This is a genomic window from Methylobacter sp. sgz302048, from assembly GCF_052162025.1.
GTDB lineage: Bacteria > Pseudomonadota > Gammaproteobacteria > Methylococcales > Methylomonadaceae > Methylobacter.
In genome coordinates this window covers 4,522,644-4,546,322 of the sequence record NZ_CP197401.1, presented here as the reverse complement: position 1 = coordinate 4,546,322, position 23,679 = coordinate 4,522,644, and the positions used below count along the sequence as shown (strand labels likewise).

21 protein-coding genes are annotated in these 23,679 nt (G+C 55.9%); 16 read left to right on the top strand and 5 right to left on the bottom strand.

From position 1 onward, the window contains the following. Positions 1 to 65 precede the first annotated feature (65 nt). The 9 genes from ACTNE6_RS20380 (at position 66) to ACTNE6_RS20340 (ending at position 7,568) form a co-directional block, all read left to right on the top strand. Positions 66 to 797, top strand: coding sequence for a beta-ketoacyl synthase chain length factor (locus ACTNE6_RS20380; RefSeq protein ID WP_442498119.1), 732 nt, complete (start codon positions 66 to 68; stop codon positions 795 to 797). Then, entirely contained in the window at positions 794 to 1,576 is a 783-nt protein-coding gene (locus ACTNE6_RS20375) for a lysophospholipid acyltransferase family protein (protein WP_442498118.1), read from the top strand. The genes ACTNE6_RS20380 and ACTNE6_RS20375 overlap by 4 nt, the downstream gene beginning before the upstream one ends. After that, positions 1,566 to 1,814, top strand: coding sequence for a phosphopantetheine-binding protein (locus ACTNE6_RS20370; protein ID WP_228778930.1), 249 nt, complete (start codon positions 1,566 to 1,568; stop codon positions 1,812 to 1,814). Before ACTNE6_RS20375 ends, ACTNE6_RS20370 begins: the two co-directional genes overlap by 11 nt. Before the next feature lie 7 nt (positions 1,815 to 1,821). Further along, on the top strand, positions 1,822 to 2,070 hold the full coding sequence (locus ACTNE6_RS20365) for an acyl carrier protein (protein ID WP_434483487.1): 249 nt from the start codon (positions 1,822 to 1,824) through the stop codon (positions 2,068 to 2,070). After that, positions 2,070 to 2,618, top strand: a complete 549-nt coding sequence (locus ACTNE6_RS20360; protein ID WP_442498117.1) for a hypothetical protein — start codon at positions 2,070 to 2,072, stop codon at positions 2,616 to 2,618. Before ACTNE6_RS20365 ends, ACTNE6_RS20360 begins: the two co-directional genes overlap by 1 nt. Further along, entirely contained in the window at positions 2,608 to 4,305 is a 1,698-nt protein-coding gene (locus tag ACTNE6_RS20355; protein WP_442498116.1) for an AMP-binding protein, read from the top strand. Before ACTNE6_RS20360 ends, ACTNE6_RS20355 begins: the two co-directional genes overlap by 11 nt. After that, positions 4,302 to 5,036: a glycosyltransferase family 2 protein gene (locus tag ACTNE6_RS20350; RefSeq protein ID WP_442498115.1), complete on the top strand. Its 735-nt coding sequence runs from the start codon at positions 4,302 to 4,304 to the stop codon at positions 5,034 to 5,036. The genes ACTNE6_RS20355 and ACTNE6_RS20350 overlap by 4 nt, the downstream gene beginning before the upstream one ends. Next, the gene (locus ACTNE6_RS20345; RefSeq protein WP_442498114.1) at positions 5,033 to 5,944 is read left to right on the top strand and encodes an LpxL/LpxP family acyltransferase; all 912 of its coding nucleotides are present in this window, start codon (positions 5,033 to 5,035) and stop codon (positions 5,942 to 5,944) included. The genes ACTNE6_RS20350 and ACTNE6_RS20345 overlap by 4 nt, the downstream gene beginning before the upstream one ends. A gap of 79 nt (positions 5,945 to 6,023) precedes the next feature. Then, complete coding sequence (locus ACTNE6_RS20340; protein ID WP_442498113.1) at positions 6,024 to 7,568, top strand: HAL/PAL/TAL family ammonia-lyase; 1,545 nt, start codon at positions 6,024 to 6,026, stop codon at positions 7,566 to 7,568. Between the two features lie 96 nt (positions 7,569 to 7,664). Here ACTNE6_RS20340 and ilvE read toward each other — a convergent pair whose 3' ends face one another. Further along, positions 7,665 to 8,534 (bottom strand): branched-chain-amino-acid transaminase, encoded by an 870-nt coding sequence (gene ilvE / locus ACTNE6_RS20335; RefSeq protein ID WP_442498112.1) that lies wholly within the window; start codon positions 8,532 to 8,534, stop codon positions 7,665 to 7,667. 201 nt (positions 8,535 to 8,735) lie between these two features. Here ilvE and ACTNE6_RS20330 point away from each other — a divergent pair, with 201 nt between their 5' ends. Next, entirely contained in the window at positions 8,736 to 10,142 is a 1,407-nt protein-coding gene (locus tag ACTNE6_RS20330) for an aminotransferase-like domain-containing protein (RefSeq protein ID WP_442498111.1), read from the top strand. 13 nt (positions 10,143 to 10,155) lie between these two features. Here ACTNE6_RS20330 and ACTNE6_RS20325 read toward each other — a convergent pair whose 3' ends face one another. From ACTNE6_RS20325 to ACTNE6_RS20315, 3 genes are all read right to left on the bottom strand, one after another. After that, positions 10,156 to 10,692, bottom strand: a complete 537-nt coding sequence (locus ACTNE6_RS20325) for a hypothetical protein (protein WP_442498110.1) — start codon at positions 10,690 to 10,692, stop codon at positions 10,156 to 10,158. 191 nt (positions 10,693 to 10,883) lie between these two features. Continuing rightward, positions 10,884 to 11,639: a hypothetical protein gene (locus tag ACTNE6_RS20320; RefSeq protein WP_442498109.1), complete on the bottom strand. Its 756-nt coding sequence runs from the start codon at positions 11,637 to 11,639 to the stop codon at positions 10,884 to 10,886. Between the two features lie 314 nt (positions 11,640 to 11,953). Then, positions 11,954 to 14,473, bottom strand: a complete 2,520-nt coding sequence (locus ACTNE6_RS20315) for a PAS domain S-box protein (RefSeq protein ID WP_442498108.1) — start codon at positions 14,471 to 14,473, stop codon at positions 11,954 to 11,956. A 560-nt stretch (positions 14,474 to 15,033) separates the two neighbouring features. Here ACTNE6_RS20315 and ACTNE6_RS20310 point away from each other — a divergent pair. From ACTNE6_RS20310 to haoB, 5 genes are all read left to right on the top strand, one after another. Beyond that, the gene (locus tag ACTNE6_RS20310) at positions 15,034 to 16,590 is read left to right on the top strand and encodes an MBOAT family O-acyltransferase (RefSeq protein WP_442498107.1); all 1,557 of its coding nucleotides are present in this window, start codon (positions 15,034 to 15,036) and stop codon (positions 16,588 to 16,590) included. A 3-nt stretch (positions 16,591 to 16,593) separates the two neighbouring features. Next, a complete protein-coding gene (locus tag ACTNE6_RS20305; protein WP_442498106.1) occupies positions 16,594 to 17,598 on the top strand; it encodes a hypothetical protein in 1,005 nt (334 codons plus the stop codon). A 71-nt stretch (positions 17,599 to 17,669) separates the two neighbouring features. Continuing rightward, the gene (locus tag ACTNE6_RS20300; RefSeq protein ID WP_194969004.1) at positions 17,670 to 17,948 is read left to right on the top strand and encodes a hypothetical protein; all 279 of its coding nucleotides are present in this window, start codon (positions 17,670 to 17,672) and stop codon (positions 17,946 to 17,948) included. A 238-nt stretch (positions 17,949 to 18,186) separates the two neighbouring features. After that, the gene (locus ACTNE6_RS20295) at positions 18,187 to 19,881 is read left to right on the top strand and encodes a multiheme c-type cytochrome (RefSeq protein WP_442498105.1); all 1,695 of its coding nucleotides are present in this window, start codon (positions 18,187 to 18,189) and stop codon (positions 19,879 to 19,881) included. Positions 19,882 to 19,910: 29 nt separating this feature from the next. After that, positions 19,911 to 20,885: a hydroxylamine oxidation protein HaoB gene (haoB, locus tag ACTNE6_RS20290; RefSeq protein ID WP_442498104.1), complete on the top strand. Its 975-nt coding sequence runs from the start codon at positions 19,911 to 19,913 to the stop codon at positions 20,883 to 20,885. Between the two features lie 356 nt (positions 20,886 to 21,241). On the opposite strand, the gene ACTNE6_RS20285 is transcribed toward haoB, so the two are convergent. After that, on the bottom strand, positions 21,242 to 21,529 hold the full coding sequence (locus ACTNE6_RS20285; RefSeq protein ID WP_442498103.1) for a hypothetical protein: 288 nt from the start codon (positions 21,527 to 21,529) through the stop codon (positions 21,242 to 21,244). Positions 21,530 to 22,063: 534 nt separating this feature from the next. On the opposite strand from ACTNE6_RS20285, the gene ACTNE6_RS20280 reads away from it, so the two are divergent. Further along, a complete protein-coding gene (locus ACTNE6_RS20280; protein WP_442498102.1) occupies positions 22,064 to 23,665 on the top strand; it encodes a hypothetical protein in 1,602 nt (533 codons plus the stop codon). Positions 23,666 to 23,679: the final 14 nt, after the last annotated feature.

Here is a 23,679-nt window from a genome sequence, read left to right as displayed (position 1 = left end):
ACAACATGGAACGGCCTGGCGCTGCTTCATGCTGTCTCGGTTGAATAATTGCATGCAGGTATAAGTTGATCGTTTCCGATTTTGTTTTGCGCGACTGGGGCGCTTGGGCGCCGGGGTTGAGCAGTTCCGATGACTGGCAGGCATGGAGTGCGGGACAGAAATCGATGACGGCGGAGCCGCCCGGGGCGCCGGCTTCGGTGCCGAAAATGCTGCAGCGCCGGCTGAACCTGCTGGCGAAAGCCGTGTTTCATGCCGCCGACCACTGCATCAAGGCCGGTGAGCAGGTGCCGACGGTATTTAGTTCCACGCACGGCGAAATCGGCAAATCGTTCCAGATGCTCAAGACCATAGACGCGGGCGAGGAACTGTCGCCGACAGCCTTCAGCCTGTCCGTCCATAACGCCATTTCGGGGCTGTTTTCGATTGTTTACGACAATCAGCAGGAAAGCACGGTTATTGCGCCGGGCATGGAAGGCATTGCCGCGGCTTTTATCGAGGCAGCCGGCATGCTGAGCGAGGGCAGGGACGAGGTTTTGCTGGTTTTGTACGATGAGCCGCTGCCCGATTTTTTCCCGTTTGAACCGTTCAAGCTGAACATCGATATGCCTTGCGCGCTGGCCTTGAAAATCGCGGCGGCAGGGCCTGGCCTGGCGATGCGGTTCTGTCGGTCGCCCGAATTGCGCGACGATGGCGAACAGCCGGTGCAGTTGCTGGCGTTTGCGAAGTTTCTGGCTTCCGGTCAGAAGTCGCTGACCCTGGGAAACCAAAAACATAGTTGGAGCTGGCATAAGCGATGACGGCAAAAATCCGGTACGGCTGGCGTCTGTTCGCCACGGGCTTCAGTTTTTTCAGTTTCGGTCTGGGCGGCTTGCTGTTATGGCTGCTGGTGTTTCCGCTGCTGTCGGTGCTGCCGGGCGCGCGCCGGCAGAAAATCAGCCGCGGGCAGCGCGTGGTGCATTACAGCTTTTACGCCTTCATTGGGCTGATGCATCGCTTGGGGATCATGACCTACGACATCGTCGGCCTGGAGAAACTGAACCGGCCGGGACAGCTGATCATCGCCAATCATCCGACCCTGGTCGATATCGTATTCCTGATCAGCCGGATCAAAGAGGCCAGCTGCATCGTCAAAGGTTCGTTATGGCGCAACCCGTTCATGCGCGGGCCTATCGTCAATGCCGGCTATATCAGCAACAGCGAGCCTGAAAGCATGATCGCCGAATGCGTCGACTGGCTGAAGGCGGGCGGATCGATGATCATTTTCCCGGAAGGCACGCGCTCGGTGCCGGGCAAACCCTATCGGTTCCAGCGCGGCGCGGCCGCTATCGCGATACAGGCCGGAAAGATCGTCACGCCGGTAACGATTTCGTGTTATCCCAGCACGCTGACCAAGGCCGAGCCTTGGTACCGGATTCCCTACCGGCGCTTTCATCTGGCCATGCATGTCGGCGACGATATCGCGCTGGACGAATTTACCGGCGCGAGTTCGAAATCAATCGCCGTACGCCGGTTGAATCACTATTTGCAAGACTATTTTACGCAACAGAGAGAAGTCTATAAGTACTATGGAAAATGAACTAAAACAGTTGATCATCGATGCGCTGGATCTGGAAGATATCGGCATCGACGACATCGACAGTCATGAACCGCTGTTTAACGACGGCTTGGGTCTGGATTCAATCGACGCCCTGGAATTGGGCCTGGCGATCCGCAAGAAGTATGATGTAAAAATCGATGCCGAAAAAGACGATGTCGCGAAGATTTTTTCTTCGGTTTCGGCGCTAGCAGACTATATTGAATCGGTGCGCCGTTGAGGGTGTTATGAATTCACAAGAAGAAATTTTATCGGCTATCAAATCCATCATGGTCGAGCTGTTTGAAATTGACGAAGGCAGCATCACCCTGGAAGCCCGGTTATATGAAGACCTTGATTTCGACAGCATCGATGCCGTCGACATGATCGTCAAGCTGAAAGAAATGACCGGCAAATCCGTCAAGCCGGAAGACTTCAAATCGGCGCGCACGATCGGCGACGTGGTCGAGGCCGTCCATAGACTGGTGCAGGATTGATGCGGATTGCGCTAAACAGCCTGATCGGCTTGCTGACGCTCGCCTATCCGTTCGCTGTTTATTTCGGCATGCACTATGTCGAACCGAGGATCATCGCCGGCTTTTTGCTGGCTCTGCTGGTCCTGCGCCTGGCCGGCAGCGCCGGCGGACAATGGTTGCGGCCGCTACTGATAGCCGGCATGCTCTATTGCGGCTTCGCGATCTGGGCCAACAATCTCATTGCCCTGCGCTTTTATCCGGCGCTGGTCAGTGCCGGCATGCTGTTGATTTTTGCCTGGAGCCTGTGGTCGCCGCAGCCCCTGATCGAACGCCTGGCGCGGCTGCAGCATCCTGATCTGCCGCCCGAAGGCGTCGTTTATACGCGCCGGGTCACGCAAGTCTGGTGCGTGTTTTTTCTCATGAACGGCCTGATCGCACTGGCGACAGCCTTGTGGGGCAGTTTCGAGCAGTGGAGCCTATACAACGGCCTGATCTCCTATCTGCTGATGGGCACTTTATTCGGCGGCGAGTATATCGTCAGGCTGCGGACTCAAAAACATGTCCGATAGATTTATCACGCTGTCCGAGTGCCTGACGGCAAAAAGGCCGGCCGATACGCCGGTTGCCTGGCATGGCGGGTGTTATTACCACGTCCGCGAGTTTCAGGCGGCTGTCTGCCGATGGACGGACAAACTGCGGGCGCAGCCGGAACGGCGCTATGCTTTATACACCGAGGACGCCTATCCTTTCGCCGTGCTGTTGTTCGCGCTGCTGTATGCCGATAAGGAAGTCTGGATACCCGGCAATAACCGTCCAGGCTCGGCAGGGCAGCTGCAGGAGCAGGGCTGCCGGTTAATCGGCGACTGGCATGAAGAGGCGGTTACGGACTATTGGCTGAATGCCGCGCCATGCCCGGACCGGCGATTGGCGCCGCTCGATCCCTCGAGCGCGCAACTGGTCATGTTCACCTCGGGCTCCACGGGCGAGGCCAAGCCGGTCCCTAAGCGATTGATACAACTCCAGCGCGAAGCCGAAACGCTGGAAAAACAGTGGGGCAGGCAGCTGGCCGATGCAGTAGCTCTTGCGACGGTCAGCCATCAGCATATTTACGGTTTATTGTTCCGCGTTCTGTGGCCTTTGTCGGCAGGCCGCTGTTTCCACAGCCGCATCTATTTCAATGCCGAAGCCATAGCTCACTATGGCAAGAGCCGGCCCGTTTACTGGATTGCCAGCCCGGCGCACCTGAAACGCCTGGACCAGCCGCTGATGGCGGATTTCGCGGCTATCTTCAGCTCCGGCGGTCCGCTGTCGCATGAGGCGGCCATGCAGGTCTCCGCCTGCTGCGGGCAGTCCGCGATTGAAATCTTCGGCAGCACGGAAAGCGGCGGCATCGCCTGGCGCCGGCAGGGCCTTGAGCCGATGACGCCCTGGACGCTGTTCGAAGGCATGGCGTTGAGCCATGAGCAGGAGCGCTGGCGGCTGCAATCGCCTTATTTATTGGACGGCGAACGGCTGGAGCTGGCCGACCGGATCGAGCTCCTCGATGACGGCCGCTTCCTGCTGGCAGGCCGCCTGGACCGCATCGTCAAGGTTGAGGAAAAACGCCTGTCCCTGAGTGAAATGGAGCAGCGCCTGGCAGAGCTGCCCTGGATAGCTGAAGCGGTCACATTGATGATCGCGAAAAGCCGCGACACTATCGGCGCAGGCATCGTGCTGAACCGGGACGGCAGGCAACTGCTGGCAGAGCAGGGCAGATCAGGCCTGATCCGGCAGCTGCGCGAGGCGCTGCATCACTGGTTCGATGCCGTCGTTCTGCCGAGGAAATGGCTGGTTCTGGACTGCATTCCGTTGACAATCCAGGGCAAAATCGACACGCGCCTGCTGAATGAACTGCTGGCGTCAAGCAGCCGTAAACTGCCTCAAGTGCTGGGCCTGAACCTGGCGCCTGAGCATGTCGAACTGAAACTGCTGATTCCGCCCGAGCTGGTTTATTTTAAAGATCACTTCCGGAATTTCCCGATCCTGCCGGGCGTCGTGCAGATCGCCTGGGCCGAGCATTACGGCAAGCTGTTTTTCGATATCGGCCGGCCGTTCTCGCATATGGACGTCATCAAATTCGTCAGGCTCATCGAGCCCGGCAATACGCTGACCTTGTCGCTGGAATGGAACGCCCAGGCCGGCAAACTGTATTTCACGATGAGCTCGAAGCAAGGGCCGCACAGCTCGGGGCGCCTGGTCTATGGGAAAACGGCATGAAAACCTGCGTCATCGTGCCGGTTTATAATCATGAACAAGCCATCTCAGAGGTCGTGGCGAGACTGAAGGCGCAGGACCTGTTCTGCCTGCTGGTCAACGACGGCAGCTCGGAAGCCTGCTCAAACGTATTGGCCGCGATTGCCGAACGGGAAGCCGGCTGGCTGGCTCTGATCGACCGGCCTGAAAACGGCGGCAAGGGCGCGGCCGTGATCGACGGTTTCAACGAAGCCATCAGGCTGGGCTTTAGCCATGCGCTGCAGATCGATGCCGACGGGCAGCACGACATCGACGATATTCCCGGATTCCTGGCGGCGAGCCGGCGCAAACCGGATGCCATGATTCTGGGCCGGCCCGTGTTCGACGATTCTGCGCCCAAAAGCCGGCGTTACGGCCGGCAATTCACGAACCTGTGGATAGCGACCAACACGCTGTCTCTGGCGATCGCCGACGGCATGTGCGGCTTCCGCCTGTATCCCCTGGCGGCCGTGGCGCGGTTGCTCGAGAGCACGCGTATCGGCCGGCGCATGGATTTTGACATCGACATCGTCGTGCGCCTGTACTGGCAGGGCACGGACGCCGTCAATGTACCCACGCGCGTGCGCTATCCTTACGACGGCGTCTCGCACTTCAAGTTATGGCGCGACAATGCCATGATCTCGATGATTCATGCCCGGCTGTTTTTAGGCATGCTGGTGCGTTTTCCGCAATTACTGATCAGGCATTGGCGATGAAGCAGACCAGGCATTGGGCCGAGATGCAGGAAAGCGGCATTGTCTGGGGCATGCGCCTGCTGCTGAAAATCTACCTGCTGTGCGGCCGCCGTATTCTTCAGGTGTTCCTGTATCCGGTCGTGAGCTATTACTGGCTGGTCAACAAGCGGGGGCGGCAAGCCAGCCAGGATTACTTGGCGCGTGTGGCTGGCTTTTCGCCGTCATTGAAGCCGGGCGGCAGTTACCGGCATTTCATCTGTTTCGCCAATGCCTTGATCGACAAACTGGCGGCCTGGTCCGGCTCTGTGTCACGCGCCGATGTCGAGTACCATGGCCGCGATGCCATGATGGCCCAGATCGCCAGCGGGCGCGGCGCAGTGCTGCTGGGATCGCATCTGGGCAACCTGGACGTATGCCGCGTGCTCGCCCATCTGGACAAGGACATCCGCATCAACGTGCTCGTGCACACCAAGCATGCCGAGAAATTCAACCGGCTGCTCAGCCGGTACAACGAAGCCAGCAGCATGAATCTGATACAGGTCACCGAAATCACGGCGGCCACGTCGGTACTGCTGAACGACAAGATCGACAATGGCGAACTGGTCATCATCACCGCCGACAGAACGCCGGTCAGCGAGCAGCCGCGTGTCCTGAAAGCCAAGTTTCTGGGCGAAGAGGCGCCGTTCCCACAGGGCCCTTTCATCCTGGCAGCGTTGCTCAAGTGTCCTGTCTATACGCTGTTCTGCCTGAAGCAGCGGGGCAGGCACGTAATTTATTTCGACCATTTCAGCGACGGGCTTAAGTTTCCGCGCAAAACGCGCGAGCAGGCCATGCAGGTCGAGATCCAGCGCTATGCCGGGCGTCTGCAGGATTATTGCCTGAAAGAGCCTCTGCAATGGTTCAATTTCTTCGATTTTTGGCACGGATGATTGCTCGAATATTTGACCTGACTATGAATAAAAACAGAATTGATGTAGGTGCGAATTCGTTCGCACTCAACGATGCCCCATGAATAATCAATCACCGCTAAAAGATAAAGTCATCTTCGACGGCCAGCCGCTGACTATCGAAGACGTGTACCGGCTGGCGCATCGGCAGGCCGCTTGTGAATTAAGCAACAACGCCCATTTCATAGCGCGCATCGACAAAGGCGCACAGTTCATCGATACCTTGTTAAAGGAAGAGGGCTTTGTTTACGGCGTCACGACCGGCTACGGCGATTCCTGCACAGTAGCCGTGCCGCTGCATCTGGTCGAAGCATTGCCCAAGCATCTCTACACCTTCCACGGCTGCGGCCTGGGCAGCCATTTCGATGCCGAGCAGACGCGGGCCATCCTGGCCGCGCGCCTGAACAGTCTCGCGCAGGGCTTCTCGGGCGTGCGCTACCGGTTGCTGCAGCAGCTGGCCGCGCTGCTGAAGCACGATATCCTGCCGTTGATTCCGCAGGAAGGCTCGGTCGGCGCCAGCGGCGACCTGACGCCGCTGTCCTATGTCGCGGCCGTGCTGGCAGGCGAGCGGGACGTCCTGTATCAGGGCCAGTGTCAGTCCGCGCAGACTGTCCTGGCGAGGCTCGATATCGAACCTTTGACCCTGAAGCCGAAGGAAGGCCTCGCGATCATGAATGGCACGGCCGCCATGACCGGGCTCGCCTGCCTGGCGTATCAACGCGCCGAATACCTGTCGCAGCTGGCTACGCGCATCACCAGCCTGGCTTCAGTCGCCCTGAAGGGCAATGCTTACCACTTCGACGAACAGCTGTTTTCGGTCAAGCCGCATCCGGGCCAGAACCGCGTCGCCGGGCGCCTGCGCGCCGATCTGCAACTGTCGACCGGTGCGCCCCGGCACGACACGCGCCTGCAGGATCGCTATTCCTTGCGCTGCGCGCCGCATGTGATCGGCGTGCTGGAAGATTCACTGCCCTGGCTGCGGCAGTTCATCGAAAATGAATTGAACAGCGCTAACGACAACCCGATCATCGATGCCGAAGGCGAGCGCGTGCTGCACGGCGGCCATTTCTACGGCGGCCATATCGCCTTTGCCATGGATTCGCTGAAGACGGCCGTGGCCAATCTGGCCGACCTGATGGATCGGCAGATGGCGCAGCTGATGGACCCCAAATTCAATCACGGCCTGCCGGCCAACCTGTCCGGTGCCGGGGCCGATCAGGCCATGATCAATCACGGTTTCAAGGCCGTGCAGATAGGCGTTTCGGCCTGGACCGCCGAGGCGCTGAAGCTGACCATGCCGGCCAGCGTGTTCTCGCGCTCGACCGAATGCCACAACCAGGACAAGGTCAGCATGGGCACGATCGCGGCCCGCGACTGCCTGCGCGTGCTGGAACTCACCGAGCAGGTCGCAGCGGCCATGCTCCTGGCCGCCGTCCAGGGCGTGGAACTGCGCGGCAACCGGGAGGCGTTAAGCCCGGCGCTGCAAAACACCTGCGCGCAGGTGCGCGGACAGGCGGCGTTTTTAAGTGAGGACCGGGCCATGGAGCAGGAGCTGCGGCTTTGTATCGGGCTGATTCGCGAGCGGCATTGGATGCTTTACGAGTAACCTCATCATCGTTTCCACGCTCCAGAGTACGAATGCTGCCAGTGACGCAGGAGCGTTGCAGGATGCGTTCCACGTTGGAGCGTGAGAACGATAAATTTACTTGGATTCTGTCTCGATGCGCTCGAAAAACAGCCGGTTCAGCTGTTTGAAAACCGGCCCCGGGCATTTCGTCAATCCTCGTCCGTCAATATCCTTGACCGGAATCATTTCCGCGCCGGTGCCGGTCAGAAAACATTCATCCGCCGTATAAAGATCATAAGGCGCCAGCGGCGCAATCTGCACAGAAATGCCGGCCTCGGCGGCCAGTTCCAGGATCAGTTCGCGGGTGATGCCTTCCAGCGCGCCCTCCGTGCACGGCGGCGTGACCAGTGTTTCATTCTTCACGATAAAGATATTGTCGGCCGTGCCTTCGGCCACCCGCCCCTGACCGTTCAATAAAACGGCTTCATCAACGCCGGCATGATTGGCTTCGATCTTTGCCAGGATATGGTTCAGATAGTTGAGGCTTTTGATCCTCGGGTCCAGGCCGTCGAACGGCAGCCGGCGCGTGGCCGCGATGATCAGGCGGGCGCCCTGTTCGCGGCTCTGGCTGTGCACGAGGCTTATCTGATCGGCAATGATGATCACGTTGGGCCGATGGCAGCCCACAGGATTCAAGCCTAGCGGACCGGGACCTCGCGTCACCATCAGCCGGATATAGCCCGACTCGTGGCTGAAAACCTCGACGGTTTCTTCGACGGCCGCCGTCAGCTCGGCAAGGCTGTAAGGCATATCGAGCGCGATCGCCCTGGCCGACAATGCCAGACGTTCAAGATGCTGTTGCAGGCGGAACGCGCGTTTATGGTAGATGCGGATGCCTTCGAAAACGCCGTCGCCGTACAGCAAACCGTGATCGTTGACCGGAACGGACGCATCCGCCAGTGGTAACAGCTGACCGTTCAGCCAGCAGAGAGCTTGTTCAGACATATCAATCCTCGCTAATGTTTGTGGATCACCGCCATGATGTAGAAAGACTTGGGCATGGCGAATTCCTTTTATTGACGCCGTTATCGTAGCCCACTATGCTGGTGCCGATACAGAAGCAAAAACAGTTAATTAAACCGGTACAGATGGCGTCGATCGGCCACTGTACCGCTGTCCTGACGCCTTATCTGTAACGGTAAAACCATGGCATTACTCTATGAAGTCATCGCGGATCATTTACTGACAGCCATCGACCAGGGTGTTTACCGCCAGGGCGACCGCCTGCCCAGCGTCCGCAAGCTGCGCGAGCAGCATAACATCAGCGCGGCCACGGCGGTTGCGGCGCTGCACCAGTTGGAAGACCAGGGCTGCATCGAAGCCCGCGAGCGTTCCGGCTATTACGTGCGCTTCCGGCCCGGCGCCAGATTTCAGGAGCCGGCCGTGTCCAGACCGTCCAGCCGGCCGACGCCCGTGACCGGCCAGGACATGGTGCTGCGGCTGGCCCAGGCGACTAATGATCCGTCTATGGTGCAGCTGGGCGCGGCGGTGCCGGCGCCTTCGTTTCTGCCTACGCAGCGCGTGGAACGGACCCTGGCCGGCTGTTCGCTCCGCTACCGCAACCGCGTCGCCGGCTACGAATTCCCGCCCGGCAGCCCGGAGCTGAGGCGGCAGATCGCCCGGCGTATGTCCGAGGCCGGCTGTCAGGTCAGCCCCGACGACATCGTCATCACCAACGGCTGCCAAGAAGCGATCACGCTGGCCTTGCGCGCGGTCACCCAACCCGGCGACATTGTCGCGATCGAATCGCCGACCTTTTATGGCATGCTGCAGGTCATCGAATCGCTGGCCCTGAAAGCCATCGAGATTCCGACGCACCCGCGCGACGGCATGGCGCTGGACGCTCTGCAATTGGCCTGCGAACAGTGGCCGATCAAGGCCTGTATCGTCGTGCCCAATTACAGCAATCCGCTGGGCTATTGCATGAGCGACGAGCGCAAGCGCGATCTGGTCAACCTGATGAATCGTTACCGCATCGCGCTGATCGAAGATGATGTCTACGGCGATCTGGGCTTCGGCCTGCAGCGGCCCTCGGTCGCGAAAGCCTGGGATACCGAAGGCCGGGTCCTGCATTGCTCGTCGTTTTCCAAATCCTTGTCGTCCGGGTTGCGCGTCGGCTGGATCGTGCCGGGCCAATACTTTGAAAAAGTGGAATACCTGAAATACGTGACCAACCTGGCCGCTCCGACCCTTGCTCAGCTGACTGTAGCGCAAATGCTGGAAGGCGGCAGTCACGACCGCTACCTGCGTCAGGCCAGAAATCAATACGCCCGCGCCATCGGACGCATGACGGAAGCCATCAGCCTGCATTTTCCCAAGGAAACCCGCGTGACCCAGCCGGCGGGCGGCTTCGTGCTGTGGGTGGAACTGCCCGGCGGCATCAATGCCGTCGAACTGGCGCAGCAGGCGCTGAGGGCAGGCATCAGCATCGCGCCCGGGCCGATTTTTTCAGCGACGCAGAAGTACCGGAATTTCATCCGCCTGAACTGCGCCTGCGAATGGGATGAACGGGTCGATCGGGCTCTGGCGACCTTGGGCCGGCTTATCGGTTAGCAGCTTATCGTTCTCACGCTCCCGCGTGGGAACGATGAAGCATATGTGTGATCATCTGATGCACAGCTGCTCCCGCCAGTAAGCCTGCGCTGTCGCTTTTAAAGAATTGATACAGCGCCGCGAGCTCTGACGGCCTATAACTTAACAGTTGATCAAACGCATCCATCTCGGTTGCTTCCATTAACACGCGGTAATTAGCCTCGGTCGCCGGCAGATCGATCGTGGCTAAAAGGTTCTGAAAAGATTGCTGGCGACACTGCAGCCATTGTTCATCAGACCAGCCTTGTTGCTGCGCATAGTAAACCAACAGCAGAAACAGCAATGGGTACTGTTGCCAAAGCGTTTGCTGATAATAACGGGTCAGCCAGTGCTCGCTGAAGGCAAACGTGCTGTCTTCACTATGGATTTCCGGAGGGCTCATGGTCAGCCCTTGCAATGCGTCTGATGAAAGAGTGTGGCATTGGGTGAGGCTCGGGTCTACCGGAGCGGCGATAAAGGCCTTGGTCATAAAAAGCTCCTCTTTGACACTTTGCACTCGAAAATCAAACATAAAAAATCCGAAAAAAGAAGAATTTGAAAAAAAGATAAATTTAGATGCGGGAGAGATTTAGAAAGTGATTACAATGACCCGGGCAACCCATGAGCCGCTGCCGGGGTAGCGTTTTGGGGTAAAGAGCTGGATGCGAGAAAGGGGAGAATGTTTGATCTCCCCGAATGTCTAGTTCAACCCGCTTACGCTATTTAATTCAGTGGACAACTGTCTTCAGCGCGCTCGCCGGTGAAGTTCACGTCCGGATGCGCTTTGCTCAGCAAGTCGCCTATGGCGTTGAAGGTATTGCCTCCATAGTATTGCGGGGATTGCAACACTTGCCATAGCGTCGGGTTCGTAGTGGCGCCGGCCTTCAGGCCCTGATTGCTCAGCTGCGGGTAGTAGCCCAGTTTGCTCTGGAAATTGTCTTCAGGCTTGATACCGGTTGCTTCCCAGGAATCCAGGTGCTGTTCCTGCCGCCAGTAGCCGGGCGAGCACCATTCGCTGACTTCAGTCACCTCCTTGTTCCAGCAGAAAGTCACATGGCTGATTTCCTTATTTTGGTAGGCATAAAGGCCGGCGTCGCCTTTAACCTGCGGATTGTAGGTATAGACGTTATAGCCCTGGCCAGCCTTGACCAGCACGGCGCTTATGCCGTTCGGGGAGGAACTCCAGTTGAAGGTGGAGCCATTGCTGTTTGAGATGGTGATGGTATTGCTGTGTTCCGGAAAGCTGGCAGTCTCACTGCCATCCGGCGCGCCTTCACCTGCTCCCGCATTCCACTTATACGCATACGTAAATGTTGTTCCAAGCAGGCCACCGAGTTGCGAGCATTCGGAAGCGGCGTTGCCGACTTTGATTTGATCGGTTGTATAAGTGACAGGACCCGCAGCCATTGCAGCGCCGCTGACGCCCAATGTCAGCAATGACGCCATTGATAATAGGATTGCAAAATGTATTGTTTTCATTTTAGTTTCCTGAATTTAGAGATGATTGGCGATCCGGAGATGATTCTCTGGATTTCTATCGGTAATAGAGCAACTCCTATGCCAGCTTGAGAAAACATTAAAAACAATTGATATATCAAAAGGATATGCGGGTATAAAGAAGGTCTGATAGCGACTTCGTCAGACTGATGAGACAGTCCGAGTGTCTCAAGGCTGTCTCATGAGACAGTTTTGAGACAGTGTCCGGGAAAAACTGGAGGTTATGAAATTTGCGAGACGGACATGGGCGGCTATTGATTTGAAAAAAGCGCCCGGCCCAGCCAATGACCAACTTATCAATTAGGGGAAATATTCAGTTCGGCCAGGCGTCGATAAAAAGTGGCACGACTGATGCCGAGCATTTTGGCCGCCTGCAGACGGTTGCCTCGGGTTTTTTTCAAAGCGGCCAGAATGCGGCCCCGCTCGTCTTCCACGGCGGTTATGGGTTCGGGTTCTACGGCGGCAGACGCTGCGCCCCGGCTGAATTCGGGCGGCAGGTCCTGGGAATTGATGCGCTCGCCTTTGCTGTGGATGACTGCATAGTCCACGCAGGCTTTCAGCTCGCGCACATTGCCCGGCCAGTCGTAATTCACCAGGCTTTGCATGGCTTCGGCGCCGAACCGGGGCTGGGCCCGGCTGGAAAAGTGATAGCTCTGGCTAAGGAAGGCCTCGACCAGCAACGGGATGTCCGCCTTGCGTTCGCGCAGAGCCGGCACATAAAGCCGCGCCACGCGCAGCCGATAGAGCAGGTCCTCGCGAAAGCGGCCCTCGTTGACCTCGTTGGCCAGATCCTTGTGTGTCGCGGCCAGGATACGCACATCGACCTTGCGTATCCGGGTTTCCCCTAGGCGGGTGATCTCCTTTTCCTGCAGCACGCGCAGCAGACTGGCCTGCATGCTCAAGGGCAGATCGCCAATCTCGTCCAGAAACAGGGTACCGCCGTGAGCGGCTTCAAAAAAGCCTTCCTGGTCTGAGACCGCGCCGGTAAATGCGCCCTTGCGATGGCCGAAGAGCTGGCTGGCCAGCAGCGACTCGCTCAGTCCTGCCGAGTTGACGGCGATGAAAGGCTCATCCTTGCGAGGGCTGGCAGCATGGATGCTATGGGCGACCAGTTCCTTGCCGACGCCGGTTTCGCCCTCGATCAATACGGTCCAGTCGCCGCGCGCCACATCTTCGATGAGCCGGTACAGTTCCTGCATGGCCTCACAATTGCCGAGCATCCGGCCGTAGCGGCTTTCATCGATGGTTTGCCGCAGTTGATGGATTTCGGTGACGTCGTAGAGCAGCAGAATGTGGCGGCTGGTGGCTTGCGGATCGTCGCGCACGTCGCATTCCACCCAGCAGGCTTTCCGGTCCGGACACTGCCAATGCAGGGTGATGCGGTAGCGTTCGGCGGGCGGAAGATCCAGTAGCCGCTGCAATTGTATTTTCGATTGCATTTCGAAAGGCAGCACCTGATTCCAGGGACGGCCCACGGCAGTGTCGCGGTCGATGCCGGCAAACTGCTCGCAGGATTCGCTGACGAATTCCACGCGGTGATCGGCGTCCAGCATCAGGGTGCCTACGCGGAATTGATTGAGCAGGACCAGCAGGTTTTCCTGACTTCTTTTGAGTTCGGCCAGGGTTTTAGAGGCCAGCGCCTCGGCTGACTTGCGCTCGGAAATGTCGCGCACGATGCCCTTGAACGTGACTCCCTGGGGGAGCTTCACCTCGGTCACGGTGAGATCGATAGGGAATAGGGTTCCGTCTTTCCGCTGCGCCAAGACTTCCCGGGTGGCCCCGATCATTTTGGCCCAGCCGGTTTTCAGGTAGTTTTCTATGTAGCAGGAATGCTGGCTGCGATGCGGTTCCGGCATCAGCAATCTGACGTTATGGCCCAGCAGTTCTTCCGGGCGGTAGCCGAAGATGCGCTCCGTGGCGGGGTTGACGGATTGGATGATGCCGGATGCGTCGATGGTGATGATGGCATCGACGGAGCTGTTCAGCAAGGCGCGATGGCGGGCTTCCTCTTCCTTCAGCTGGTTTTCCTTTTCTCTGATCTCGGAGATGTCGGCGAAAATCGCAACCGCGTCGGTGACATTTCCCTGCTGGTTATGTATCGGCGAGGCGCTGACGTGGAGCGGGACAACCCGGCCGTCGCGCCGGATCTCTATGTCGCTCACGGCCACTGTTTCTCCTGCCAGCGCCCGCGTGATCGGCAGGTCTTCAAGCGGATAAGGCTTATCGGTGCCGGCCATGGTCGCCTGGAAATAGTCCACCGAATTCTCAATTATGGTGCCCGGCTCGAGTGTTTTTCCCGTAATGGCGCTGGCCGCTTTGTTGGCAAAGAAGATCCGGCTTTGCACATCCAGAACCACTATGCCGGAAGGGATGGCTTCGAGGAATTTGTGGAATTGCCGGGCTTGCCTTTGTACTTCGGCCTGGGCTTCCCTTTGCGCCGTGACATCGGTTTGAATGCCTATAAAATGGGTGATCTGGCCTTGATCATCAAAAACCGGCGCCAGACGCAGTTCATTCCAGAATAATGTCCCGTCCTTGCGGTAATTCCTGAGAACAACCGTCGTTTCCCGGCCCTCGTCCAGCGCTCTGCGCAGGACATCCAGCTCGGGCTGGTCATGATCCTCGCCCCGCAGGAATCGGCAGTTGCGTTCCAGGATTTCGGCTCTCGAGTAGCCCGTCATGGCTTCAAATGCCCGGTTCACATAGATGAGAGGCGTATCGTCCTGTCTTGCGTCGGCCACGGTGATGCCGCAACTGGCCGAATCCAGGGCTTTGATGATCCAGTCCGGTACGTTTTGGGGATTAGTCAGGGGCACAATGATTCTCTTTTTTCATTTGTTCAGGTTGGCAAAAAGATACTATACGTCTGGCCTTTGTTTGACACGCCTAGTTCCCGGAAAGCTTTGAAAAATAAACGCGGACTCTACTATCCGCTTATCGTTCTCACGCTCCGGAGCCAATGCCGTTAAGTTAAACCGTTCGTGGCGAGCCCTTCGGCTGCGCTCAGGACAGGCTTGTCGAACCATGAATGGCTTAACGGCTTGTTCCGCTCACCCTTCGACAAAGCCTTTAGTCCTGAGCGTAATCGAAGGAGCAGGGCGAACGGAACACGTCTTAACTGAATGGCATTGACGCTCCGGAGCGGGAATGTCGCCTCGGGCGTTCGAAGTCGCCCCCACAGGTTTTGAAGCGCGCCTTATTCTTTGTTTTAACGAGCCTCGTCGCCATCTTTTCCCGGTTGACGGAAAGGCAAAATGCGCAGGCGCTGGATGGAAGCCATGATCGATTCGTGGATCTAACCTACCCCAAGGCTCGACATGAGATAAAATAGAATGCTTATGAGCGCATGCTTACCCCTATAATTGAAGCTTCATTCATGCTATTTAACTCATACATTTTTATTTTCCTATTCCTTCCGGTTACCGTTCTCGGCTTTTATTACATCGGCAAACGCAGCCATCCTCTGGCCCTGTTATGGCTTGCCGTTGCGTCGCTGTTTTTTTACAGCTGGTGGGATGTGCGTTTTCTCGGGCTGTTATCGGGTTCGATTGTTTTCAATTACAGCGTGGGCTATTTGATCAGGGATAGGCATTCTCTGTATCCCGGCCAGGCAAAATCGATATTAACCGGCGGCATCATGGCCAATTTAATGTTGTTGGGCTATTTCAAGTACGCCAACTTTTTCATAGAAAACATAAACAGCCTAATCAACACTTCATTCTCGACCGGCGATATTTTATTGCCGCTGGGTATTTCGTTCTTTACATTCACGCAGATCGCTTTTTTGGCGGATGCTTATCAGGGTAAGGCGAAAGAATATAATTTCATTCGCTACACATTGTTCGTGACTTATTTCCCGCATTTGATCGCCGGTCCCGTGCTGCACCACAAGGAAATGATGCCGCAGTTCGCCAGGCATGATATCTGCCGGATCAACTGGGAAAATATCGCCACGGGCCTGACTATTTTTGTGCTCGGGCTCGCGAAAAAGATATTCATAGCCGACTCGCTGGCCGATTTCGCCACACCCGTTTTTACAGCCGTCCAACAAGGAGGGCAGCCGTTATTCTTCGAAGCGTGGATAGGCGCCTTATCGTACTCGCTGCAATTGTATTTCGACTTTTCAGCGTATTCGGACATGGCGATCGGTTTGTCGCTGCTGTTCAACGTGCGCCTGCCGATCAATTTCAATTCTCCCTATAAGGCTGCCAGTATCATCGAATTCTGGCGCCGCTGGCATATCACGCTGTCGCGCTTTTTACGCGATTACCTGTATATTCCCTTGGGCGGCAACCGCCGTGGGCCTGCGCAGCGTTATCTGAACTTGATGATTACCATGCTGCTCGGCGGGCTGTGGCACGGGGCGGGCTGGACGTTTGTCATCTGGGGCGGGCTGCACGGTTTGTACCTGCTGATCAACCATGCCTGGCGCGAGCTGAAAGCCTTAGCAGGCTGGCAGGACGGCGGCAGGAATGCGCACCTGTTATCCGGAATCGGCACTTTTCTGGCCGTCGTCGTCGGCTGGGTATTTTTCCGGGCCGACAGCGTCGATACGGCCATGCGGATGCTCAACGGCATGATGGGATTAAACGGCTGTTCGGTGTCCAATAAACTGGGCCGGTTCGAATTCAGCCAGGCGCTGGAAAATTTCGGCTTCCAGTTCAATGGCGTCATGACCTTGACCAGGCTGAAAACGGAGAAAATTATTCAGATATTGGTTGTCGCGATGATCATCGTCTTCAAACTGCCCAATATTGCGCAAATCATGGCCAATCATCAGGTGGCTTTAACGGCGCCGAATCCGGAAATCAGAAAACCGGGCTTCATTCACTGGCAGCCGTCGTTATGGCATGCCTTGTCGATTTTGATCCTGGGCTTTTTTGCGTTGATTAACTTATCGAAGCAGTCGCCTTTTTTGTATTTCCAGTTTTAAGCCATGAATTCTCTCGCGCATACTTTTAATTTCAGAAAATACAGCCTGACACTGATCGTACCTCTCACCATTGCCATATTGACGTTGTGGGGCGTGGAATGGTATTTCGAGCCGCTCGATGGCGATCTGACCAGAGTAGGGCATCTGCCGGAAAAGGATTTTGGCTGGAATCGGTCTCAACCGCTTATTGCTCAAGACCAGCTAAAGAGTGATGCGTTGACTGACTCAGACGTGTTTGTAATTGGCGATTCCTTTTCCGAACAGCTGCTTTGGCAAACCCGGCTGCTGCCAAAGCATTTAAAACACAGCTTCATCCATTGGGACCAATTCAAGCCCTGCGAGAATATCGGCGACGCCTTGCGCCAGGCCGGGTTCAAAGGCCGCTATGTCGTGCTCGAAAGCCTTGAGCGTTATTTTCAGCAGCGTATGAATGCTATTTGCAAAAACAATGGCGACATTAAAGTCAAAGTCCACAGCAAGCCTTCACCGCTCATGACGCGCACGCACTCGCTGATGACATCGATAAAAAGCCCAACGGGCGGTGAATGGACGCTCAAAGCTCTGATCAACAAGATCAAGTTCACTTATCTGGAGAGGCCTGGCGATTTTATCGTTTTCAATAACGCACGGCTCGTCGCTATGGATGGCTGCGGCTTGTTTTCCCACCAATTATGCAACTATGGTTTGTTTTTCAATGGCGACTTCGATAAACCCGCGTTTGACTCAATAAACAATGTCCTGGCTATCAATAACAACCTGCTTAAAGCGGGTATTCAGCCTGTCTGGCTTGTTGTGCCGGATAAATCCACGGTTTATTTGAATAGACGCGCATCAACCCCTATCTGGGATGCCTTGGCCCGGTATCCGGCATTATCAGCCCCGAACTTAGCCGATCTGTTTATACAGCAGAGTAAGCTGATCAAGGATTTCTATAAGCCCAACGACACGCATTTGAGCGTCAACGGTTATCTGTATCTCGGCGATCTCGTGGCGGACCGGCTGCAGTAGCAAGGCTTGAGCGTAAGAAGGCAATTTGGTACTGTGGCGCTATCATCAACGTCAACTTATGGAATTTCATTATGGCAGGCACAGTTACCGCTTTACTCATCACTTACTGGTTTTACAGGAGCGCCGAAGCGACCGGCAAAAATCCCTTATCCTCGGCCGGACTGGGCTTCCTGTCCTTCCTGATTCCCTGCGTTGTCTGGACCTTCGCCGTAACGCCGGGACTGCGCGATGCAGTCGAACACAACCCGGGCACCCTCTCAGGCCTGTTTGTCAATTACGCCTATATCGTCGTAGGCGCGGCTTGCGCCGCTTGGGTCAAGCACATGCATTTTAAGCAGGCCGAGTCGTAAAGTCCCGCTATAAACTGAATAACATATCATTCCCACGTTCCGGCGTGGGAACCCCAAATTGGAAGCCGCTCGCCGTTTACGATTAACAGACCAATCATTGCGGCGCTAAACAATTAATCCGTTGAAGCATCTGGCAGCGCTAGAGCCACTCATAATATTTGTTTGATTATGCCCCGTATTGCGTTAGACTTTAGTTTCGAATCGATACAATAATTAAAGCCGGTCTTAGAGGTGCATTATGAAACGCAAGCTACTGGATTTGCTGAGTATGTTGTTATTCAGCTTAATAGGACTCAGCTGGATCGGGGTCGCCAGCGCGAACCAACCCGATTTTGAACAGCTCAAGAAGAATTACTATGACGCTCACCCGGGCAAAGGATCACATGCCGACTATTGGGAGCCGATTCCCATCCAGAAATACTGGAACGCCAAGGACTTTTACAAGCCGCCCAAAACCGTGCAAGGCGAGTTCGGCCGCGATGACTGCGTAAGCTGCCATCAAGCCACCAGCCCAGGCGCCTTCCATGCCTGGAAAAACAGCGTCCACAGCGACCTGGCCGCGATCCGCAATTTGCCGGACAGCGACGTGCGCGCCTACAAGAAGCAAAAACTGGTCGAAGTGGAAGCCAATCTGGTGAAACAGGGCCTCCTCGAAGAAGGCCAGCAACTCGATCAGGTCGGTTGTATCGATTGTCATGGCGGCGTCGGCAAGGAAACCGTCAACCACGCCGAGAATCTGGTGATGCCGGACCGCGCCGCCTGCGGCTCGTGCCACCTGGATGAATTCGCCGAAGCGGAGTCGGAAAAAGACCAGGAATGGCCGCAAAAACAGTGGGGCAAGGGCCATCCTTCCCACGCGGTTGACTGGGAGGCCAACGTCGAAAACACCATCTGGGCGGCCATGCCTCAGCGGGAAGTGGCGCAAGGCTGCGATATGTGCCATTACCAGCAGAACAAATGCGACGGCTGTCATACCCGACACACCTTCTCCGTCGCCGAGGCCCGGCAGCCGGAAGCCTGCGCCACCTGCCACAACGGCGTAGACCACAACGAGTTTGAGAACTTCATGATGTCCAAGCACGGCACCCAGTACCAAACACAGGGTAAAGCCAAATGGGATTTTGAAGCTCCGCTGAAAGACGCCATTGCCAAGGGCGGCTATACGGCGCCGACGTGCCAGCTTTGTCACTTTGAATACAAAGGCGAATATTCCCACAATCTGGTGCGTAAAGTGCGCTGGGCATTCAACCCGACGCCGGCCATCGCCGACAATCTCGGTCATCCCTGGTTCGAGGAGCGCAAGCAGGCCTGGGTCGACACCTGCAGCCTGTGTCATTCGGCCAGTTTTGCCAAGGCCTATCTGGATGCGGCCGACAAAGGCACCCTTCAGGCCCTGGCTGTGGAGCAGGAAGCCAAGAAAGTCGTCACCAAACTTTACGAAGACGGCCTGCTGGTCGGCCAGAAAACCAACCGGCCTGCGCCCCCTGCGCCGGAAAAAGACGCACCAGGCGGATTCTTCCAGTTGTTCTGGGCGAAAGGCAACAACCCCAGCCGCGTGGAACGCATCCATGCCGATATGTGGGAACATAACCTGATCAAGCACTATAAAGGCATTTTCCACGCCAATCCCGGCGGCTTCACCTACACCGAAGGCTGGTCGGAACTCATGAAGGACTATACCAATATCATGGATGAAGACACGCGCTTGCGTGCAGCGGCTGGTAAGACAGCGCCTGCTCCGGCTTCTGCTTCGGCATCGTCTTCAGCCGATGAAAAAAGCGGCGATAACAGTCTGCTCATCAGCGGCCTGTTGCTGATCGTGCTCGGATTGGCTGTGGCTTATATGGTCTTGAGGCCAGCCCGGCCCCAAAAGCTCGAGAATGTGGAAGACCAGCCGGAAGATGTGAGCGAACAGGACAGAGAGCAAGAGTGATGTCCCGGAAAATAAGAGAAGGACTGCTTATGCTGATCAGTATCGCACTGCTGACGACAGGCGGCGCGATACTGTACCGGCAACTGCTGCCTTCGTCCTCCGCCAAGGCGGATGGCGCGACAAGCGGCGATCAGCTCAATGTCCGCCATGCGCCGGAACCGCAAGCCGATGTGCAGGGTCGTTTCCCTGCGCAGTCGGTCGAGCGCTATGCCTTCAGCCAGGACAGCAAGGATCTGTTCAGCCTGCTGGTGGCCCAGTATCAGGACAGCGCCGGCCTGCCGCAGGGCGCGGTCCTGTTTCCGAAGGATGCGCAGGAGATTGCTTCCAGCCCGACCGGCCTGCGCCATGCCGTCTGGCAATCGGCGGCCGACGTCATTGCCCGCAAGGCGCCGCAGGACGCGCTGTTCCTGAGCTGGTGGGACGACGGCCAGCGCATTCATTATCTGAGCGGCAAGGAAGCCTGGCTGCGCAAGCCGTCCGATAAAACCTTCGCCAATCCGGTCTGGAAGGGGCTGAAGGACGGCTTGCCGGCGGCATCGGATGAGGAGCGCGCGCGCCTGGCCCAAATGGCCCGCTGGCTGACCATGGACAGCGAAAAAGCCCTGGCCGAAATCGCCGCGCATTTTGGTCCGTCGCAGCCCGTCTATCTGCTGGTCAACAATGATCTGCTATTGCATCTGGCCGAGCTTACCGCCTACGGCGGCGCGCCTTTATCGCTCGATTCGAAAAATATCCCGGCGGGCAATGATCTGCATGGGGATATTGCCCTGGTCAAGCGTTGGGCTAATGAGACAGGCGACGGCAATTATCTGGCGCAAAAAGAGGATAGTTATTACCGTGTCTGGTCAACGCCTGATGCGAAAACCAAAAACGCCCTGTTGGTGAGATTGCTGCCTTTTGTGGATTCGCTGAAAAAGTTGCCTGAAGGTGTCAGTCTGGTCTATCAGAGCCATTGGGGCGGATTCTTGTCCGTTTACAAAATTGAGCATCAGCCAATCCATTAAAAAGTGTAAAAGCTTTGGATCTGATGTTATAGCTGCAAATATCAATTTGACGGGATTTACGCAAGTCTGTGGCGGCGGCTTCACCTAAAGCGCCTACTGTTGATAGCCGCCCCACAGGTTTTAAAACTGCTCGTTTCGGCGGGTGAGCAGGCAAACTGCGTAAGTCCTGTTTTTGAATCAAACGGGCTGGTAGGATTCGATCTTAAGCGAATGATGGAATATTTTAAAAACGAGTGAGATGGTGTCAAAACTTTATTGCAATGATTTATTGGATAACGGGGAAGCCTAGCCTTTCGCATCCAAAGAATCTGGGGTCCAATAAAGGCTTGCAGATGGGCTCGAGTTAAATAACTGAACTACGGCGAGGGCGAGCATTCTGCATTATATTCTTCCTCGAGTACGCTGAGTTGCTCCCGATCCATCTCCAGTTCATCCTCCAATGCCTGTATTCCATTCTTGATCTCCTCGATTTGATTAGCATCTTGACTCGGCTGTTTCTGCAGCTCACCGAGATGATCCCTCTGACTATTAATTTCGCGCTCCTTCATTTCGATTTCTTGCTTCAATGATTTGATGGCTTCCGCCGTCCTCTCGCAGAAAGTTCCGGTTGCATAATCATTATCCTCGGGCGGTTGAGTAAACATGAGTGGCCCTCCATTCTGTTGATGGTGATAAGCATTACTATCTGCCCCGACATGCCGCATAACCGGCTGCCGACAACGCATCATGCGTGGCGGGCAGGCCGGATTGATGCGATGGTTAGTCATTTATAGTGAACCGAGATGGATTTCCGTTGCTTTCATAGCTATTGTTCATGTTTTCAGCTGAATTTCCATTCGCAACATTACTGTCTGGCTCAACAGGCGTTGAATCATTCATTCAGACTTTATAGGAAGAAATTGACTGTCTGCTTTTGAATGATGGCCGATCGTTTTATTAATCGGCAGTTATCGATGACTGCATGGATGGAAAATGATCCTTCCATTTCCCTGCATTGGCTCCTAAGACAAATCTGATTTACAGATAAATTAATCGAAAATTACCATTTTCAAGAACTGCAAGGTTTTTGCTTTAATGCTGAAAGGACGGTTTTTGCTCTTGGAATGCAGCCCTTTCCTGGCAATCCACCATTTAAATAATTTCGCATGAAACCAAAATCAGGGAATAAAGCAATGAAATTGCAATTTAATCGAAGCCTGCGCCTGGCTGCGTTGAGCTTTCTGTTGGCAGGCCCAGCCCACGCGATCAGTTACGAGGTATGGGTCAGTGATCAAACCAATAGCCAAGGGATTTCCAGGGAGAATCCTAATGGCACCCATGGCGGTTTTTTGCGGGTATTTGATGGTGAGGATCTTGATAGCGATGATAAACCAAGACACAGAGCATTGGATACCGCATGGCTGTGGCCCACTGCACTGGCCAATACAGGTTCTCATGTGGTGCGCATTCATGGCATGACGCCTTCACCCAATCACAACTACTTAGCAGTCAGTTTTGTCGCCAGTGGGCATTTGGGTCTGGTAGATGCGCGGAAACGTAGAGCGGTGGCGTTATTTCGCACCACAGCAACCAAAAACGGCGACTTGGACGGCGCCGGCAATGCCATTGATGGCTCGACCAAGAGTGGCCAGCAAAACCATTTGACACTTTGGAGTCCGGACGGCAAGTACCTGTTAATTTCCAACCAAAACGGCAAATTGCTGGAGCGGGTCAACCTCAGCTGGGACAAAGAAGGCAACATCACCAAGGCGGTGTTCGATGCCGCCGCCAGTCTTGATCTCGTCGGAGGCAACGGCCGCATCGTGACCCAGCCGGTTAGCGACAGATCTTTCAGGATAGGTTCGGTTTCGGGAACAGTGGCTGATGGCCAGTCTCCGCTAACGCCAGCAGGTGAACATAAACAAAACGCTCAAACCCGTCCTAATAACGCCGCTGTGTGCAGCGGCATTGCGGGCGACAATCACACCGCATTGATCACGCTGGCAGGGGGCGGCTTGTTTGTCGTCGATTACACCAGCACACCAATGCAAATTGTTGCCGAATACGACAAAAACACCATCAGCGCAGCGGGCTGTGGCGCTACGGAATCCGGTGGGTTCACCTGGCTGAATGCGGGGGTGTTTAAAGCCAATGTTGCTTCGTTCGCACTCTATCGCTTGCCCACCGAATGGCCCTCGGCGCCAGAGTTCAACCCGCCTAATTCACCTGCCCCTGAAGTTGTCTACCAAGATCAAGACCACGCGCAAACCATCCCGCCCAGTAACGTCATCCAAGGCAACAACCGCGATGCCCATGGTTTTGGGTTTACGCTCAACCGCACTTATCTGCATCAGTTTGACCGGGTAAAAAACAATGTCGAGGTCTTTCATGTCGGTACCGGCGAACGCAATACCTACTACCTGACCACTATCGATGGCCAGGAGCCAAACGGCCAAAACGAAAGCAATGCCTGCACCACCACGCCTGGCGCCAGCTATGATCCCACCGATCCGAGCAAACGCAACCCGAGCGGTATTGCCGTGTACAACGATCCATCACCCGATTTGTTTGATCTTTCCCCGCATGGCAACCGTTTTTACGTCGCGCTACGCGGTCCCAATCCTTTATCGATTACTCATGCCGCCGCGGGCAGCTGCCCAGGTTTGGGTATTGTCGAACTGGACGCGACTGGCGGAGGCAAACATGGCGTACTGACGCGCGTCATTCCTTTGGAATGGTTCGATTACAGCGGCGCAACCAATATCAGCGACCCGCATGCAGCAGTCGTCCGTATCAAGTAAAGCTTATTGCGCGT